Raw genomic sequence first — 17,814 nt, forward strand, 5'->3', positions numbered from 1 at the left:
GGGAGCCTCATGGATCAGCTCATGGCGATGCGCGCCTTTACCCGGGTGGTGGAAACCGGCAGCTTTACCCGCGCGGCGGACTCGCTGAACATGCCGATCGCCACGCTGAGCAAGCTGGTGAAATCGCTTGAGACGCATCTGGAGATACGCCTCCTGCACCGGACGACTCGCCGGGTGGTCGCGACGCCGGAAGGGATGGAATACTATGAAAAAGCGCTCAGGGTCTTGATAGATATCGAAGATATCGACAACGCGTTTCGCGTTTCCCGCGCGACGCCCAAAGGGCATTTGCGGGTTGACGTGGGCGGCTCCACCGCCCGGGACGTGCTCATCCCCCTGCTGCCGGATTTTATGCAGCGCTATCCGGAAATCCGCATCGATCTTGGCGTGGCCGATCGTCCGGTGGATCTGATCGGCGGTAACGTAGACTGCGTGATCCGCGGCGGCCCGCTGGACGATTCGACCCTTATCGCTCGCCATATTGGTAACGCCGAAATGGTGACCTGCGCGACGCCGGGCTACCTGAAAAACCATGGCGTTCCAGCCTATCCACAGGAGCTGTGCAACGGCCACAAGCTCATTAGCTACCTCTCGCCCGTCACCGGGCGGGCGTTTCCCTTTCGCTTCAGGCGGCATGGCGAGGCGATGGAAATCAATATCCCCCATTATCTCGGCATAAATGAAAGTAATGCCCACCTGGCGGCGGCCGTGGCAGGATTGGGGATCGTGCAGACGTTTGAGTATTCGGCAAAGCCGTATTTACAGGCGGGAACGCTGGCACCGATCCTGGGCGACTGGCGCCCTGCCGCCTATCCGTTTCATGTGGTTTACCCTCAGAATCGACATCTGACGCACCGTCTGAAGGTGTTTATTGCCTGGCTGGCGGAGGTGTTTCCCGCCGCGCTGAAGGGATAGCCGGGCGCCAGCCCGGCTGAGGCTTAGTTAAGCGTATAGTCCAGCGTAATTTCGGCTTTCAGTAGCTGCGAAACCGGGCAGCCCGCTTTGGCTTTCTGAATAATACCGTCGAACTGCTGAGGGGCGATGCCGGGAACGGTCACCTTGCTCTTCAGGGCAACCTTGGTGATGGCAAAACCGCCGTCCGTTTTATCGAGGGAGACATCCGCGGTGGTATCAATGGCGTCGGCGGTATAGCCCGCTTCGCCGAGCATCAGCGACAGCGCCATCGAGAAGCAGGCCGCATGTGCCGCGCCGATCAGCTCTTCGGGGTTGGTCCCCTTTTCACCCTCAAAACGGGTATTAAAGCCATAAGGCTGTTGATTGAGAACGCCGCTCTCGGTGGAAACCGTTCCTTTACCGCGCTTAATGTCGCCAGACCAGTGTGCCGAACCGTGCTTATGAATAGTCATTCTTGCTCTCCTTTTGGCTTACAAAGGGTTAAGTATAGACTACGCATCTGACTGCCCCTGGAACACAGACAATTCCGGGACTTACACCTGCTGTACCGACAAAAAGGATAAACCTATGGCGCTAAAAATCAGGATGGCCGTTGCGATCGCTACCCTCGCTCTATCGTTGTCTTTGCAGGCGAAAACGCCCGAGAACTTTATCTATACCAGCTCCGGCGAGCTCGACGCGGCGTTCCCGCTCGTTGTGCGAAGCGATATCGGCGGCGTACAGATCGTCTACAACTGGCGCGCGCTTGAGCCTGAGGAGGATCGCTACGATTTCTCGCGCATTGAACGGGATCTCGCGCGTCTTAAGGCTGCCAGGAAAAAGCTTTTTATCCAGATTCAGGACCGTTTCTTTGAGGCGGACGCGCGCTACGTGCCGGATTATCTGATGCACGATAAGCAATACGGAGGCGGGATTGCACTGCAGTTCGATAACCCCGGCGAAGGGAAGCCAGTCGGTTCAGGCTGGGTGGCGCGTCAGTGGGATCCCGCGGTGCGCCAGCGCTACCAGGCGCTGCTGGCCGCCCTCGCGAAACGCTTTGATGGCGAGGTATATGGCGTAAACCTGCCTGAAACCGCCATCGATCTTGACGAAAAAAATCCGCCCGCCGGATTTACCTGCGACAGTTATTTTGCGGGAGAAATGGAAAACCTGGCCTTTGCGCGCAAGGCTTTTCAGAAATCACACGTGGTGCAATACGTGAACTTCTGGCCGTGCGAATGGGATAATGACCGCAACTACATGGGGCGTCTTTTTGCGTATGCCAGCGCCAACAATGTCGGCCTCGGTGGGCCGGACATTGTTCCCAACCGCAAGGCGCATATGAAGAATGCCTATCCTTTCTTCCATAAAAATAAACAGACGCTGCCGCTTATCGCCATGGCGGTTCAGGAACCGACCCTGACCTATAAGAACCCTGAGACCGGCAAGCCCTTCACCAAAGCAGAATTTGATCGGTTCGCGGAAAATTATCTCGGGGCGGATATTATTTTCTGGAGCACGGCCTCCCCCTGGCTAAAGGCTAAGTAAACGACGGCAAACGCCGCGCTCATGCCAGATAGCGGGCCAGCTCATCAAGGAACGCCCGCAGCGCGGCAGGCTGGTATTCCCGGGACTGATAAATGCCATGGATGGCCAGCGGCTTCGGCTCCAGCCCCTCCAGTACCGGCACCAGTAATCCCTGCTCCAGCGCGGCACGCGCCTCACGCTCCGGCAGCATGGCGATACCGCAGTGCTTAATCGCCGCGTCCATCAGCAGCGAAGAGATGCTGGCGCTCAGGTTGCCGCTGACGGCCACGCTCAGGCTTTCGCCCTCCGGCGTCAGGAAGTGCCAGGACTGCCCGGCAAAAAAGCTGTAGTGCAGGCAGTTATGCCGGGCTAGTTCTTCGGGGCTGCCGGGCGTGCCGTGCTGCGCCAGATAGTCCGGCGAGGCGCAAAGGACCGAGCGACACTCCCCCAGCCGACGGGCAATCATGCCGGGTTCAGGGTTATCGGTAATGCGTACGGCAACATCAATGCGCTCTCCCACCAGGCTGACCGGATGGTTGTTCACGTCCAGCTCAATGCGCAGCTGCGGGTAGCGCGAGAGCAGACCGGGCAGGACCGGCGCAATCAGGTGCATGGCTGTAAAGTGCGCGCAGGCCACCCGCAGGGTGCCAGACGGGAGATCTTTTTCCGACTGGCCTTCAATTTCCTGCGAGATCTGCGAGAGCGTTCGCGTTTTTTGCAGCACCTTTTCGCCTGCCGCGGTCAGCGTCAGCTTGCGCGTGGAGCGGTTTACCAGCCGCGTGCCCGCCCATTTCTCCATCTGTTCAAGGTAGCGGCTCACCATTGGGCGGGAAATACCCAGCGCGCGGGCCGCCGCGCTCAAACTTCCCAGCTCGCATATGCGGTTGTAAACCTGAGCGGCAATCACGCGATCCATATCAACTCCATCTGCTCGATTTATGAAACTAAGCATGTCTTGTTTCAGGAATTCTGGCAAATGCGAATTTCCGTACAATAGAGACATTCCTGAACAACAGAGACAACAGCATGAAATTCACTCACCTTGCCCTGCTTTCCACCCTTTTCACGCCGGCTGCTTTTGCCGCGCCGCTGAGCATTGATACCTATAACCCGCAGGAGAAAGGCATTTTCGCGGTCTCCTCCACGCTGGTCTCCGGCCCGAAAGAAGCGGTGTTGTTTGACGCGCAGTTCAGCGTGAAGGATGGCGAAGCGCTGGTAGAGAAAATTCGTCAAAGCGGTAAGACCCTGAACAAGATTGTGATCACCTCCGGCGATCCGGATTTCTATTTTGGCCTGCAGCCGCTGGTCAAAGCCTTCCCGAACGCCAAAGTGGTGGCCACGCAGCACGTGGTTGATCACATCAAGGCTACCAAAGACGCCAAGCTCGCCTTCTGGGGTCCGCAGATGAAAGACGGCGCGCCAACGGAGCTGGTCGTCCCGCAGGTGCTCGCCTCCACCACGTTTATGGTTGACGGGGAGAAGATCGACATCGAACAGCCTGACAGCTATGCGGCCTATGTATGGATCCCGTCCGCAAAGACCATCCTCGGCGGCACTGGCGTAGCCTGGGGGATTCACGTCTGGACGGCGGACACCCAGACAGCGGAAAGCCGTAAGCAGTGGCAGGAAACGCTGGTGAACATGGCGGCGCACAAACCCGAGCGCGTGATCCCGGGTCACTATCTGGGTACCCCGCCAGCCGGGACGGGTGCGATTGATTTTACCCGAGACTATCTCCAGCGCTTTGAAAAGGCCTTGTCCGTTCATAAAGATTCTGCGGGCGTCATCAGCACCCTGAAAAAACAGTATCCGAATCTGGCTGAAGAGAGCTCGCTGGAATTAAGCGCTAAGGTGAATACCGGCGAAATGAAGTGGTAATTTAAACGCTGCTCCTGCTATTTTTTCGAGATAGCAGGAGCACCGTCATAATATTCTCTCAGCGCCACGTCGATTTACCCCCGCATTTCAAAAGCACACAAAAGCATACACTTATGTCATTTTTATTTCTAAGATGAATCTGAGCCACAACCGTGAAAATATTTGCCATTCTGTTTGTGAATTAAATTTTTTGCGAGCCGTACCATTAAACAGACAACGACACGGAGGCAGCATGTTTACTTATTACCCGGCAAATACCGCAGCAGCACAACCTGAACTCGTTAACGCGATTGCACAGGGTCTTCACGCCGAGCACGGTGCTGTGACTGAAGATGACATTTTGATGGAACTCACCAGGTGGGTGGAATCCACAGATAATGACATCCTCAGTGACATCTACCAGCAGACCATTAACTACGTCGTCAGCGGGCAAAACGCACCCTTGTAAAAACCTGCTAAGCTGGATCTGCAACCTAAGGGGTTACATTTCGTTTGCATAAGCAAACTGGTCCTTAAAACTATCAACAGGATTGAGGAGTTAATATGAAATCGAACCGTCAGGCACGCCATATTCTGGGACTGAACTACAAGCTTTCTAATCAGCGCAAAGTGGTGATTGAAGGCGACCACGAAACCCAAGTCACTCACGCCACCGGCAGAAAACGCCACGCGGGCAAGTAAGTTCCAGACTGAGATCCAGAACACCATCGGTAATCCCGGTGGTGTTTTTGTTTATGTGTTGCGGTAATTAATATTTAGCTCCTTTATAATACCGCCGGACCGCACCCCATCGCACAGGCCAGAAAGATGACAAACAGCAGTGTCAGGGACGGATCTTCATAAAAAGAGTGAGTGACATGGACAACAAACTGAAAAAACATCGTTCCTTATACATCCCATACGCCGGACCGGTTTTACTCGAATTCCCCCTGCTCAACAAAGGCAGCGCCTTCAGCATGGAAGAGCGCAGCAGCTTTAACCTGCTGGGCCTGCTGCCAGAAGTGGTTGAAACCATTGAAGAACAGGCAGAGCGCGCGTGGATCCAGTACCAGGGTTTCAAAACGGAAATCGACAAACACATCTACCTGCGTAACATTCAGGACACCAACGAAACCCTCTTCTATCGCCTGGTGCAAAACCATCTCGAAGAGATGATGCCGGTGATCTACACCCCGACGGTGGGTGCCGCGTGCGAGCGTTTCTCAGAGATCTACCGTCGCTCCCGCGGGGTATTCATCTCTTATCAGAACCGTCACAACATGGACGATATTCTGCAGAACGTGCCGAACCACAATATCAAAGTGATTGTGGTGACCGACGGCGAACGTATTCTTGGCCTCGGCGACCAGGGCATTGGCGGGATGGGGATCCCCATCGGTAAACTCTCTCTGTATACCGCCTGCGGGGGGATCAGCCCGGCGTATACCCTGCCGGTGGTGCTGGACGTCGGCACCAACAACCAGCAGCTGCTCAACGACCCGCTCTATATGGGCTGGCGCCATCCGCGTATTACCGACGACGAGTACTATCAGTTTGTCGACGACTTCATCCAGGCCGTGAAGCACCGCTGGCCGGACGTGCTGCTGCAGTTCGAAGACTTCGCGCAGAAAAACGCGATGCCGCTGCTGAACCGCTATCGCGATGAGATCTGCTCCTTTAACGACGATATCCAGGGCACCGCGGCCGTGACGGTGGGTACGCTCATCGCCGCCAGCCGTGCGGCGGGAAGCCAGCTGAGCTACCAGAAAATCGTCTTCCTGGGCGCAGGCTCCGCGGGCTGCGGTATTGCCGAGCAGATTATCGCCCAGACGCAGCGCGAAGGCTTAAGCGAAGAGCTGGCCCGCTCCCGCGTCTTTATGGTGGACCGTTTCGGCCTGCTGACCGACGGCATGCCGAACCTGCTGCCGTTCCAGACCAAGCTGGTGCAGAAACGCGAAAACCTGAAAAACTGGGATACCGACAACGAAGTCCTTTCCCTGCTGGACGTAGTGCGCAACGTGAAGCCGGATATTCTGATCGGCGTTTCCGGGCAAACCGGTCTCTTCACCGAAGAGATTATTCGCGAGATGCACAAGCACTGCGAGCGCCCTATCGTGATGCCGCTGTCTAACCCGACGTCCCGCGTGGAGGCGACGCCGCAGGACATCATCGCCTGGACCGAAGGTAACGCGCTGGTTGCCACCGGCAGCCCGTTCGATCCGGTGGTGTGGAAGGATAAAACCTATCCGATTGCCCAGTGCAACAACTCCTATATCTTCCCGGGCATTGGTTTGGGCGTTATCGCCTCCGGCGCGTCCCGCATCACCGACGAAATGCTGATGTCGGCGAGCGAGACCCTGGCGGGCCACTCGCCGCTGGTCAACGACGGCGAAGGTCTGGTTCTGCCCGAGCTGAAGGACATTCACAAGGTGTCGCGCGCTATCGCGTTTGCGGTGGGTAAAATGGCGCAGCAGCAGGGCGTGGCGGTGAAAACCTCTGCCGACGCGCTGCAGCAGGCCATCGACGACAACTTCTGGAAGCCTGAATACCGCAGCTATCGCCGTACGTCGATTTGATCCGCTTTGACCGTTCCCTCTCCCAGTGGGAGACGCGGTGCGGCCCAATCGCCCGGTGGCGCTTCGCTTACCGGGCCTACGGGGGCTCTCCCTGTGTGCTCAGGAATCCCAGTAATTTTTTTTACCGGATGCGATGAATGTTGCTTCATGAAAATGAATGACTTACAGCGACACCCTGGTCCGGCTGTAAATCGCCGAAGCGTTTCCGTAAGGCCGGGGCGAGGCGCAGGGATGCGCCGAGAGGGCGTGGCCTGCAGGGATGCAGGCTCATGCCCGACCCGATAGCCTGAAGGAATAAGCTGAGGGCACCGCGAAGCGGCGATTTACCGCCGGGAGCCCGGGTCGCCAGGGTGGTGGCGACTGAGCCACCCTGGCACGTTCACCGGTCACATCGCTAAAGAGTAGCAAGGAACATAAAGTGAACGTAATGACCACCAGAGCCGTATGTTCCCCTCACCCTAATCCTCTCCCATAGGAGAGGGAATTACATTCGTCCCACCCCCTAGCCAAACCCCTTTTCCCCCGCTACACTCCTTTCATCCATTAACCCACTGAATATATAAGGAGGCCAATTATGCTGTATCGTGAAATTTTCAATGTTTCACATACATTTGGTGATCGCACCCGCTCAAGCGTTATCGGTATCGTGCTGCGATAACTTCGGCTTGAGCGAAGACACCAACCCCTGAAATCCCTTCTCTCGGGCTTACTGAGTTATCGTCAGCGATGTTTGACGAGGCATAAACATGCCTGTAACTCTTGGGTAAGCAACAATGAGCACTTTACTCACTGCACAATCTTTACGCGTTGATACGGCGTTTGGCACGCTCTTCGACTCACTCTCCTTTACGCTGAAAAAAGGCGACCGCATTGGCCTGCTGGGCGATAACGGCTGCGGCAAAAGTACGCTGCTGAAGGTGCTGGACGGCACGGATTCCCCTGCTGCCGGAACGGTAGCGCTGGCCGGGCATTGCCTGATGGCGCGCGTCGAGCAACATCTCCCGGACGCTATTTTACCGCTCACCATGCTGGATGCCGTCCTGGCCCAGCTGCCCGTAGCGGAACGGGACAGCCTGCGCTGGAAAGCCGAAACGCTGCTGGCAGGCATGGGCTTTACGCCGCAGGATATGATGCTGCACTCCGCCACGCTGAGCGGCGGGCAGCACACCCGCCTGCTGCTGGCCCGGGCGCTGATTCACGAGCCGGACCTGCTCCTGCTGGATGAACCCAGCAACCACCTGGACCTGCCGACCATGCTCTGGCTGGAACACTTCCTGCAGAACTGGTCGGGCAGCTTTGTGCTGGTCTCGCATGACAGACAGCTGCTGGATGCCGTCACCAACGGCAGCTGGATCCTGCGCGATAAAACGCTGCACTACTTTGCCCTTCCCTGCACGGCGGCACGTCAGGCGCTGGAAGCCAAAGATGAGACCGACGCGCAGCGCCACAAGGCGGAGCAAAAGGAGATCGACCGCGTGACCGCCAGCGCCAAACGTCTGGCGACCTGGGGCAAGGTTTACGACAACGAAGACCTGGCCCGCAAAGCCAAACAGATGGAAAAACAGGTCGAACGGCTCAAAGAGAGCCAGACCGCGCTCACGGCGGGCAGCCCGTGGACGTTAATCCTGCGCGGCGACGCGCTGCGGGCTGACCGTCTGCTGGAGATGGAAAACCTCGGCGTCCCGCCCGCGCCTGGGCTATCGCCGCTGTTTAGCATCGAAACGGCGCGGCTGAAAAGCGGCGATCGCGTGGCGATTGTCGGTCGTAACGGCTGCGGTAAATCGTCGTTGATGAAGCTTATCTGGCGACATTTTACGGATGAACCGGCGGACAGCGGGCTGAAAATCCATCCGCGCGTCTCGCCGGGCTACTACGACCAGACGCTGCATCAGCTGCCGGATGACGCCACGCTGCTCGACGCGCTGGAGCCTTTTGCACCGGATCCGCAGAACCGCAAAATGGCGCTCATCAGCGCCGGGTTCCCGTGGTCCCGCCATGGGCAGAAAGTCAGCACGCTCAGCGGCGGCGAGCGTTCGCGCCTGCTGTTCGTGGGCCTGACGCTTGCCCGCTACAGCCTGCTGATGCTGGATGAGCCCACCAACCACCTGGACATGGAAGGCAAAGAGGCGCTGGCGCACACCCTTCAACAGTTCGAAGGCGGCGCGCTGCTGGTCAGCCATGACCGTCAGTTAATTAGCCAAAGCTGCAACCGTTTCTGGCTGATTGAGGACGGTACGCTGAGCGAATGGCACGATGCAGAAGCGGTGTTTGAGCGGCTGCGTGAACGCGCGGGGCTGGTGACAGCCACTGCACCCGCTGTCGCCGCGACGGTTCACCCCTCGCCGCATGACGATCTGCTTGAACGCCTGGTCGCGCTGGAAACGCTGCTGGAAGACGATCTGGCGCGCAAGCCGAAGCATCAAAAGCCGCAGCTCCAGGCACAATGGCGTAAAGAGATAGAGGAGATAGAAGCCCAGCTGTAAGTCTGCGCCCGGCGAGCGCCTCGCCGGGCCAGCATTTTCCCCCCTTAATTATTAGAGGATCGCCGTATTCTTAATCTGAAATCGAATCAAATGATGACATTATGTTGCCGCAGCCTTGCATTACCAGGCTAATGTATTAATCCTTAAGGGGTATTACACCTGCTATGCAGATTCTTATCATGAACAAGGAGATACACATGAAGGCTGCTGTTGTCACTCAGGACCACCAGGTCAACGTCACCGAAAAAACCTTACGCCCGCTTAAGCATGGGGAAGCCCTGCTGAAGATGGAGTGCTGTGGCGTATGCCATACCGATCTTCACGTGAAGAACGGTGATTTTGGCGACAAGACCGGGGTTATCCTGGGCCATGAAGGAATTGGTATCGTGAAAGAAGTCGGCCCTGGCGTGAAGTCGCTGAAAGTCGGCGACCGCGCAAGCGTGGCCTGGTTCTTTGAAGGCTGCGGCCACTGCGAATACTGTAATTCCGGCAACGAAACCCTGTGCCGTGACGTGAAAAACGCCGGTTACTCCGTCGACGGCGGCATGGCGGAAGAGTGCATCGTCACCGCGGATTACGCGGTAAAAGTGCCGGACGGTCTGGATTCGGCGGCGGCCAGCAGCATTACCTGCGCGGGTGTCACCACCTACAAAGCGGTGAAGGTATCGGGTATTAAGCCGGGCCAGTGGATTGCGATTTACGGTCTCGGCGGGTTGGGTAACCTCGCGCTGCAGTACGCCAAAAACGTCTTTAACGCCAAAGTCATCGCCCTTGACGTTAACGACGAACAGCTGAAGCTGGCGGCCAGCATGGGTGCGGATCTCACCATCAACTCCCGCAGCGAAGATGCCGCTAAGATTGTGCAGGAAAAAACCGGCGGCGCGCATGCCGCAGTCGTCACTGCCGTCGCAAAAGCGGCCTTCAACTCGGCGGTAGATGCCGTGCGTGCCGGTGGCCGCGTGGTCGCGGTTGGCCTGCCGCCGGAAGCGATGAGCCTCGATATTCCGCGTCTGGTGCTGGACGGCATTCAGGTGGTGGGTTCGCTGGTCGGCACCCGCCAGGACCTGCAGGAAGCGTTCCAGTTCGCCGCTGAAGGTAAAGTGGTGCCGAAAGTAACGATGCGTCCGATCGAGGACATCAACGCCATCTTTAAAGAGATGGAACAGGGCCAGATCCGTGGCCGTATGGTGATCGACTTACGTTCGTAATCGTTCACCGTTCATCACCGCTCCTCTCCGGGGCGGTTTTTTTATAGCCATTTTCCGGCAATCCTTATCTTAATTCCTTTGTTCCCTTGTTTTCCCCCGCGCCCGATGATGAATCCGACGCTAACAAGAAGATAACAAAGGAATTCACCATGCAAACCCCATTTCGTCTGCCGCTGCTGACGGCGCTCATTCTGACGACCACCGCAGCCTGGTCCGCCGATGCGCCGGTCAAAGGCGGCACGCTGATTTATCTGGAACAACAGGCGCACACCAACCTCTATCCGCCCGCCGGCGGCTTCTACCCGAACGGCGGCATTCTGAACCAGATCACCGACAAACTGACGTGGCAAAATCCAAAGACGCTGCAGGTCGAACCGTGGGTGGCCGAAAGCTGGACCACCAACGCCGATAAAACCGAATACACCTTCAAAATTCGCCCGGGGATCACTTTCTCCGACGGCACGCCGCTGGACGCCAACGCCGTAGCAAAAAACTTTGATACCTACGGCTTAGGTAACAAGGCGCAGCGCCTGCCGGTGTCAGAAGTGATCAATAACTACGATCGCAGCGAAGTGGTCGACCCGCTGACCGTGAAGTTCTACTTCAAAAAACCGTCGCCGGGGTTCCTGCAGGGCACGGCCACGATTGGCTCGGGCCTGGTCTCGCTCAGCACGCTGAAGCGCAACTTTGAAGAGCTGGGTGACGCCCGGCATATCATCGGCTCCGGCCCGTTTGTGGTGAAGGACGAGAAGCTGGGTCGCGAAGTGACGCTGGAAGCGCGTAAGGACTACCAGTGGGGGCCCAAAAATCTGGCGCAACAGGGGCCAGCAAATCTGGACGGCATCAAGTTTATCGTGACTCAGGAAGACAGCGTGCGCGTCGGCGCCCTGCTGGCCGGTCAGGCCGACTTTATTCGCCAGGTGCAGGCGTATGACGAAAAGCAGGCGACAGACCAGGGCTATAAAATCTACGCCGCCCCAACGCGCGGGGTGAACGACAGCATCAGCTTCCGCCCGGATAACCCGCTGGTCTCCGATATTCGCGTGCGCCAGGCGCTGCTGCATGCCACCAATGCAAAACAGGTGGTTGAGACCCTCTTCTCGGCTAACTATCCGCAGGCGAAGTCGGTGATTGCCGATTCCGCCGCGGGCTTTGTCGATCTCAGCGACAAATTGTCCTTTGACCCGGCTAAATCTAACCAGCTGCTGGACGAGGCGGGCTGGAAAGCGGGCAGCGACGGCATCCGCGCCAAAGACGGCCAGCGGCTGGCGCTAACGGTGTATGAATCCCTGCCGCAGCCGCAAAACAAAGAGGTGCTGCAGCTGGTTGCCCAGCAGTGGCGTCAGGTGGGCGTGGCGCTGAGCGTGAAAGCCGGTGACGCAGGCAGCCGCACGCTGGATAACCTTGACCCGCTGAAAACCCCGTTAACCGTCTCCGAAGTAGGCCGCGCCGATCCTGACGTGGTGAAAAGCATGTTCTACCCCGCTAACCGCGACGCGCTGCTGCAAAAAGGCGGCTCCAGCGACAAGGTCAAAAGCTTCCGTGACGACAAGCTGAATGCGCTGCTGGTGGATATCTCCGCCGAAGTCGACCCGCAAAAACGCCTGCAGCTGACCGGCGATGCCCAGCGCTACCTGCTGGATAACGCCTACGTCATTCCGATTTTCGAGGAGCCGCAGGTCTTTGCCGGTGCGCCATGGCTGAAAGGCGTGAATTTTGAAGCGGTCGGCCGCCCGTCGTTCTACGGCGCGTGGCTTGAGAAACACTGAGGAGCTGACGATGCGCCACGCACTTCTTCAACGCTTTGGGCACGGGCTGCTGGTGCTGTGGGCCGCCTTTACCCTCTCGTTCGTGTTGCTCCAGGTGCTGCCGGGCGACGCGGTGCTGATTAAATTTCAGAACCCCGACCTGGGCTTGAGCCCGGCGCAAATCGAGGAGATGCGCGTGGCCTACGGCGCGGACAGCCCGCTGTGGCAGCAGTACGGCCACACGCTGCTGGCGATGCTGCGCGGGGATTTCGGCTACTCGTTACAGGCAGGCGTGCCGGTCAGCGAGCTGATTGCCAGCAATCTGCCGGATACCCTGAGCCTCGCCCTGCCCGCCTTTTTACTCGCGGTTCTGCTGGCGTTTGCGCTGGCCTTTGCGTCGCGTCTGCCGGGTCTGCGCTGGCTAAGTAATACTCTCCAGTCGCTGCCGGTCCTGTTTATCTCCTTACCGACGTTCTGGCTGGGGATTGCCCTCATCCAGCTCTTTTCTTTCCAGCTGCGGCTGATCCCAGTGATTAACCCGACGCCGCTGCAGGGGCTGATCCTGCCGATCGTGACCGTCGCGATCCCGATCTCCGCCCCGCTGGCGCAAATCCTGATGCGCAGCCTGGACCAGGTGGCGACGCAGCCGTTTGTCGCCGTGGCCCGCGCCAAAGGGCTGAGTGAAACCGCCGTCCTGTGGCGTCACGTCACCGGCAACGCCCTGCTGCCGGTACTCAATATTGCCGGGTTGCTGCTGGGCGAGCTGATTGCCGGAGCGCTAATCACCGAAACCGTATTTGGCCGCAGCGGGCTCGGGCAGCTGACCCAGCAGGCGGTAAATAACCAGGACATCGCCGTGCTTCAGGCGGTGGTGATGATTTCCGCCCTCGGCTTTGTCCTGATCAATCTGCTGGTGGACCTGCTGATGCCGCTGCTGGATCCCCGTCTGCAAACCGTTACCGGAGGTGCATCATGAGCCTGGTCGATTACGCTGCCGCGGCGCGAAAACGCGTTCCCGGCTGGCAGGGCGTCGCGTGGCAGCCGGGACTGTGGCTGGCGTGGGCGGTGATTATTCTCACGGTTTTTGCCGCCGTGGCGCCCGGCCTGTTAACCCACTACAGCCCGATTGAGGGCATCGCCGGAGCGCAACGTCTGGCGCCGCAGGCGGGCCACTGGCTCGGCACCGATCAGCTTGGCCGCGATGTTTACACCCGTATTGTGTACGGTGCGTCCCACTCCCTGAGCGCGGCGCTCGCTGCCGTCACGATGGGGCTGGTGGTGGGCACCGGTCTCGGGGTGATCGCCGGGGCGTTCGCCGGACGCGTCGAGTCTTTCCTGATGCGTTTTGTCGACGTGCTGTTGTCCATTCCGTCTCTGCTGCTCTCGCTGACGGTCATTATTCTGCTCGGGTTTGGCACCGTTAACGCCGCCATTGCCGTCGGCGTGGCCTCCATTGCCAGCTTCGCCCGCCTCGCGCGCGGTGAAGTGGTGCGCATCCGCCATACGGATTATGTCGAGGCGGCGTTTGGCAGCGGCGGGACGTTCCTGGCGGTGCTGTGGCGACACATCCTGCCCAACGCCTTAACCGCCGTCCTTGCCTTTGCCACGCTGCAGTTTGGTCAGGCCATTCTGGCCCTCTCCACGCTGAGCTTTCTCGGCTACGGCACCCCGCCGCCCGTACCGGAATGGGGCTTATTGATCGCCGAAGGCCGTAACTATCTCTCTACCGCCTGGTGGCTAACCACCTTCCCCGGCGTGGTCGTCATCGCCGTCGTGCTGGCCACCAACCGTATCAGCCAGCAGTTCAGCGGAGGCCTGAAATGACCGTACTCTCGGTAGAAAACCTGACCATCAGCTACCGTACCGCGCGCCGGTGGCGCGAGGTGGTGCATAACGTTAGCTTCGCCCTTCAGCCGGGGGAAATGCTGGCCTTTGTCGGCGAGTCCGGTTCCGGCAAAACGACCACGGCGCAGGCGATCATTGGTCTGCTGGCGGATAACGCCCGACGCGATGCCGGGAAAATCGTGCTCAACGGCGAGGAGATTAGCCGGTGGTCAGCGAAGCGTCTCGATACCCTTCGCGGCGCGAGAATCAGCCTGGTTCCGCAGGATCCGGGTAATTCACTCAATCCGGTGAAGACGATCGGCGCGCAGGTCGGGGAAATTATTCAGCTGCACCAGAAGGTGACTCACGCCCAACGCGACGAGCAGGTGCTCGCCCTGCTGAAAAAGGTCGGCCTGAGTCACCCCGAACAGCGCATGAAGCAGTACCCGCATCAGCTCTCCGGCGGGATGAAACAGCGCGTGCTGATTGCCATCGCCATTGCCCTGAGCCCGGACGTCATCATTGCCGATGAGCCCACCAGCGCGCTGGACGTGACGGTGCAAAAACGCATTCTCGACCTGCTGGATATCCTGCGCCGGGAATCGGGCACCGCCGTTCTGTTTGTCACCCACGATCTGGCCCTGGCAGCCCAGCGCGCGGACAGGCTGCTGGTGTTTCGCAACGGCGAGGTTCAGGAGCACGGCGACACCGCCGATATCGTCCGCACGCCGCAGCACGCCTACACCCGTCAGCTGCTGAGCGATCTTCAGGGCCAGCGCCTGACCATCGCCCCGGTAGCCGGTCTCCCGCTCGCGTCACCGGCCATTCGCGCCCGGGCCATCAGCAAACGGTTCTCGCTGGGTAAAGGTCATCAGCTTCAGGCGCTGGATCGGGTGACGTTTGACGTCAGACGCGGCAGCACCCATGCGCTGGTCGGTGAGTCCGGCTCCGGGAAGACCACTCTCGCCCGTATTTTGCTGGGTTTTGAACAGGCGGATAACGGACAGGTCATTATTGATGACATTGATGCCACCGCGCTCAGCCGCGAGGCCCGCCGTCAACTGCGCCAGAAGATCCAGTTTGTTTACCAGAACCCGTTCGCCTCTCTCGACCCGCGTCAGACGCTGTTTGACATCATCGAAGAGCCCCTGAAGAACTTTTCTCGCCTCGCCAAGGCGGAGCGAAAGGCCCGGGTGGAGACCGTGGCGCAGCGGGTTGCCCTGCCCGTCGAACTCCTGAGCCGCACCGCCAGAGAGCTTTCAGGCGGGCAGCGACAGCGCGTGGCCATCGCCCGGGCGCTGATCCTGGAGCCGACCATTCTGGTGCTGGACGAAGCCACCTCCGCGCTGGACGTCACCGTCCAGGCGCAAATTCTGGCACTGCTTCAGCAGCTGCAGCAGCAGCTGGGATTAACCTACCTGTTCATCACGCACGATCTCTCTACCGTTCGCCGGATCGCCCACAGCGTCACGGTGCTGCGCAGCGGTCAGGTGGTCGAACACGGTGACGTCGAAACCTTATTCACGTCGCCACAGAACGACTATACCCGCGAGCTGATTGCCGCCATTCCCCATTTTTCACCCGCTACGGAGGAGTTCGCATGACGCGAAAACGCCTGGGATTTTTCACCCGCCTGCTTGACGATGCCACGCCAAAAGAGCGCTATCGTCTTGCTACAGAACAGATCCGCCACGCTGAACGCCACGGTTTTGACAGCGCCTGGATTGCGCAGCACCACTTCCATGAGAATGAAGGCGGCCTGCCGTCGCCACTGCTGTTTCTGGCCCACGTTGCGGCGCATACCGAAACCATTCGGCTGGGTACGGCCATCATAACCCTGCCGATGGAAAACCCGCTGCGTGTGGCGGAAGATGCCGCCGTGCTGGACTTACTCGCCGATGGACGTCTCGAAGTCGGTTTTGGTTCGGGCGGCACGCCGACCTCTTTCCTGCCGTTCGGACTGACGTTTGAACAGCGCGGCGCGGCCTTTGCTGACCATTTGCATGTGATCCAGAGCGCCTGGCGCGGGGATTCGCTCACCCATCCGGATAATCACCTTTACCCGCCAGCGCCGCAGCTGGCTGACAGGATCTGGATTGCCACCTTTTCCGTCGACGGCGCCGTTCGCGCCGCGCAAGCCGGACACGGTTTAATGCTCTCCCGCACGCAGCCGCGCCCGGCAGACCAGTTGGATCTCACGCTCGACGCGATCCAGAACCCGATTGTGGATGCCTATCTTGAGGCGCTACCCGCCGGTACCTCACCGCGCATTCTGGCTTCTCGTACGGCATTCGTCGCCGACAGCGATGACTATGCGCTGAAGGTCGCCACGCCGGGTCTCACCAGGCAGGCCCAGCAGCATCGCGCTGCCGGACACGCGGTTAAAGGTGACACTGTCACAGATTTTCGTCGCCAGTTCGACGCCCACATCGGTTCGCCCGAGACGGTGCTGCGTTCGCTGCAGGCCGATTCCGTTCTCCGGCGCGCCACGGACATCTCATTCCAGGTCCATTCGGTCGAGCCCACCCATCGCGACACGCTGCGCTCCATCGAACTGATCGCCGAACATATTGCCCCCCATATCCATTGAGGAGATACCTATGTCATTAAGTCACGACATTCTCGCCGAGCTGGCGGAAATCAAACCCGGTTCCCCTCTGGCAGAGGCGCGCGCCACGCGGGACGCCGCCACGCGCCACGCCCAGGGCAGCTACGAAATCTTATTTACCCAGCAGGATAGCGATTTTGCGCTGGACGAGCGCTTCGCCGTCGCGGCAAAAGTTGCCAGGTGGCACAACGCGGAGGCGCTGGCCGCGCACTATGCGGGGTTTGGCCTGGCAGACCCGACCTCAGACCGTCTGACGCCGGCGCTCAATTTCGCGCGCCTGCTGACCTTCTCCCCCGTTGAAGCCACGCCGACATCGTTAAGGGCGCTGATCCAGGCGGGATGGAGCAAGGAAGGCATCGTGACGCTGGCGCAGCTTATCGCCTTTGTCAGCTTCCAGAGCCGACTGATTGCCGGGCTGCGGCTGCTGAACGACAGGCCCGTCGCCACAAGCGATGCGCCGGTGGCGGCAGGCGTCTGGCACACGACCGCCACCACGGCCACCGGAAAGGCGGCTCCCGTCGCCTTTACCCAGCAGGAGCTGGGCTGGGAGCCGTGGATCGCCGCCAAACCGCTGGCGGATTTTCGTGATGACGAGGTTGCTATACTGGCGAAGTTTGGCCACACCGATTCCGACTATTTCCGCCTGCTGGGGCGCAACCTGCCGGTGCTTGAACAGCGCACGCTAACGGATAAAGGGATTTTTTATACGCCGGGGGGGTTGCCGCGCGCCGAGCGCGAGCTGGCCGCAACGGTCGCCAGTAAAATTAACGGCTGCATCTACTGCGCATCTGTCCATGCGCGGAAAGCCAGCCAGCTGTCAAAGGATGACGCGGCGGTAGAGGCCCTGCTGGCCGTGCGTCCGGGGCAATCCCTGAGCGAGGGGCAGTCTGCGCGCTGGCAGGCGGAGATTAATTTTGCAGCGGCGCTGTCGGTTACCCCGCCTGCCGCCACGCCGCTGCACCTTGCCGCGCTGGAAAAAGAGGGGCTGGACACCTTAGCCCAGCTTGATCTGGTGCAGTCCGCCGCGTTCTTCGCCTGGGCCAACCGCCTGATGCTGACCCTGGGCGAGCCCTGGCTTGCCTGACTTCC

At 59.4% G+C, this 17,814-nt stretch carries 16 protein-coding genes; 14 read left to right on the forward strand and 2 right to left on the reverse strand.

The features are described 5' to 3' along the window. Positions 1–9: 9 nt before the first annotated feature. Positions 10–915, forward strand: a complete 906-nt coding sequence (locus BFV67_RS11105; RefSeq protein ID WP_069598332.1) for a LysR family transcriptional regulator — start codon at positions 10–12, stop codon at positions 913–915. 23 nt (positions 916–938) lie between these two features. Here the strand turns inward: BFV67_RS11105 and BFV67_RS11110 are convergent, their stop codons facing one another. After that, positions 939–1,367 (reverse strand): OsmC family protein, encoded by a 429-nt coding sequence (locus BFV67_RS11110; RefSeq protein ID WP_008501708.1) that lies wholly within the window; start codon positions 1,365–1,367, stop codon positions 939–941. A gap of 115 nt (positions 1,368–1,482) precedes the next feature. On the opposite strand from BFV67_RS11110, the gene BFV67_RS11115 reads away from it, so the two are divergent. Beyond that, a complete protein-coding gene (locus BFV67_RS11115; protein WP_069598333.1) occupies positions 1,483–2,442 on the forward strand; it encodes a hypothetical protein in 960 nt (319 codons plus the stop codon). Between the two features lie 19 nt (positions 2,443–2,461). On the opposite strand, the gene BFV67_RS11120 is transcribed toward BFV67_RS11115, so the two are convergent. Next, the gene (locus BFV67_RS11120; RefSeq protein ID WP_045410272.1) at positions 2,462–3,337 is read right to left on the reverse strand and encodes a LysR family transcriptional regulator; all 876 of its coding nucleotides are present in this window, start codon (positions 3,335–3,337) and stop codon (positions 2,462–2,464) included. A 110-nt stretch (positions 3,338–3,447) separates the two neighbouring features. On the opposite strand from BFV67_RS11120, the gene BFV67_RS11125 reads away from it, so the two are divergent. The 12 genes from BFV67_RS11125 to BFV67_RS11180 all read left to right on the forward strand — a co-directional run bounded on the left by BFV67_RS11125 (position 3,448) and on the right by BFV67_RS11180 (position 17,809). Then, entirely contained in the window at positions 3,448–4,299 is an 852-nt protein-coding gene (locus tag BFV67_RS11125) for a Vmh family MBL fold metallo-hydrolase (protein ID WP_025911005.1), read from the forward strand. 232 nt (positions 4,300–4,531) lie between these two features. Continuing rightward, positions 4,532–4,747 (forward strand): biofilm-dependent modulation protein, encoded by a 216-nt coding sequence (gene bdm / locus BFV67_RS11130; protein WP_008501713.1) that lies wholly within the window; start codon positions 4,532–4,534, stop codon positions 4,745–4,747. Positions 4,748–4,842: 95 nt separating this feature from the next. After that, positions 4,843–4,980: a stationary-phase-induced ribosome-associated protein gene (gene sra, locus BFV67_RS11135; protein WP_008501714.1), complete on the forward strand. Its 138-nt coding sequence runs from the start codon at positions 4,843–4,845 to the stop codon at positions 4,978–4,980. Between the two features lie 176 nt (positions 4,981–5,156). Further along, entirely contained in the window at positions 5,157–6,854 is a 1,698-nt protein-coding gene (locus tag BFV67_RS11140) for an NAD-dependent malic enzyme (RefSeq protein WP_008501715.1), read from the forward strand. A gap of 773 nt (positions 6,855–7,627) precedes the next feature. After that, positions 7,628–9,337 carry an ABC-F family ATP-binding cassette domain-containing protein gene (locus BFV67_RS11145; RefSeq protein ID WP_069598334.1) on the forward strand — a complete coding sequence of 570 codons (1,710 nt, stop codon included), beginning with the start codon at positions 7,628–7,630 and terminating at the stop codon, positions 9,335–9,337. A gap of 197 nt (positions 9,338–9,534) precedes the next feature. Then, positions 9,535–10,545 carry an alcohol dehydrogenase AdhP gene (gene adhP, locus BFV67_RS11150; RefSeq protein ID WP_008501719.1) on the forward strand — a complete coding sequence of 337 codons (1,011 nt, stop codon included), beginning with the start codon at positions 9,535–9,537 and terminating at the stop codon, positions 10,543–10,545. A gap of 149 nt (positions 10,546–10,694) precedes the next feature. Continuing rightward, positions 10,695–12,314: a TIGR04028 family ABC transporter substrate-binding protein gene (locus tag BFV67_RS11155; RefSeq protein ID WP_023327538.1), complete on the forward strand. Its 1,620-nt coding sequence runs from the start codon at positions 10,695–10,697 to the stop codon at positions 12,312–12,314. A gap of 10 nt (positions 12,315–12,324) precedes the next feature. Continuing rightward, entirely contained in the window at positions 12,325–13,269 is a 945-nt protein-coding gene (locus BFV67_RS11160) for an ABC transporter permease (protein ID WP_023327539.1), read from the forward strand. Next, positions 13,266–14,117 carry an ABC transporter permease gene (locus BFV67_RS11165; RefSeq protein ID WP_045370946.1) on the forward strand — a complete coding sequence of 284 codons (852 nt, stop codon included), beginning with the start codon at positions 13,266–13,268 and terminating at the stop codon, positions 14,115–14,117. The genes BFV67_RS11160 and BFV67_RS11165 overlap by 4 nt, the downstream gene beginning before the upstream one ends. Beyond that, positions 14,114–15,721, forward strand: coding sequence for a dipeptide ABC transporter ATP-binding protein (locus BFV67_RS11170; RefSeq protein WP_069598335.1), 1,608 nt, complete (start codon positions 14,114–14,116; stop codon positions 15,719–15,721). The genes BFV67_RS11165 and BFV67_RS11170 overlap by 4 nt, the downstream gene beginning before the upstream one ends. Continuing rightward, the gene (locus BFV67_RS11175) at positions 15,718–16,707 is read left to right on the forward strand and encodes a putative FMN-dependent luciferase-like monooxygenase (protein ID WP_069598336.1); all 990 of its coding nucleotides are present in this window, start codon (positions 15,718–15,720) and stop codon (positions 16,705–16,707) included. The genes BFV67_RS11170 and BFV67_RS11175 overlap by 4 nt, the downstream gene beginning before the upstream one ends. Before the next feature lie 10 nt (positions 16,708–16,717). Continuing rightward, positions 16,718–17,809, forward strand: a complete 1,092-nt coding sequence (locus BFV67_RS11180; RefSeq protein ID WP_069598337.1) for an alkylhydroperoxidase domain protein — start codon at positions 16,718–16,720, stop codon at positions 17,807–17,809. Positions 17,810–17,814: the final 5 nt, after the last annotated feature.

It is taken from the genome of Enterobacter roggenkampii (assembly GCF_001729805.1).
Taxonomy (GTDB): Bacteria; Pseudomonadota; Gammaproteobacteria; order Enterobacterales; family Enterobacteriaceae; genus Enterobacter; species Enterobacter roggenkampii.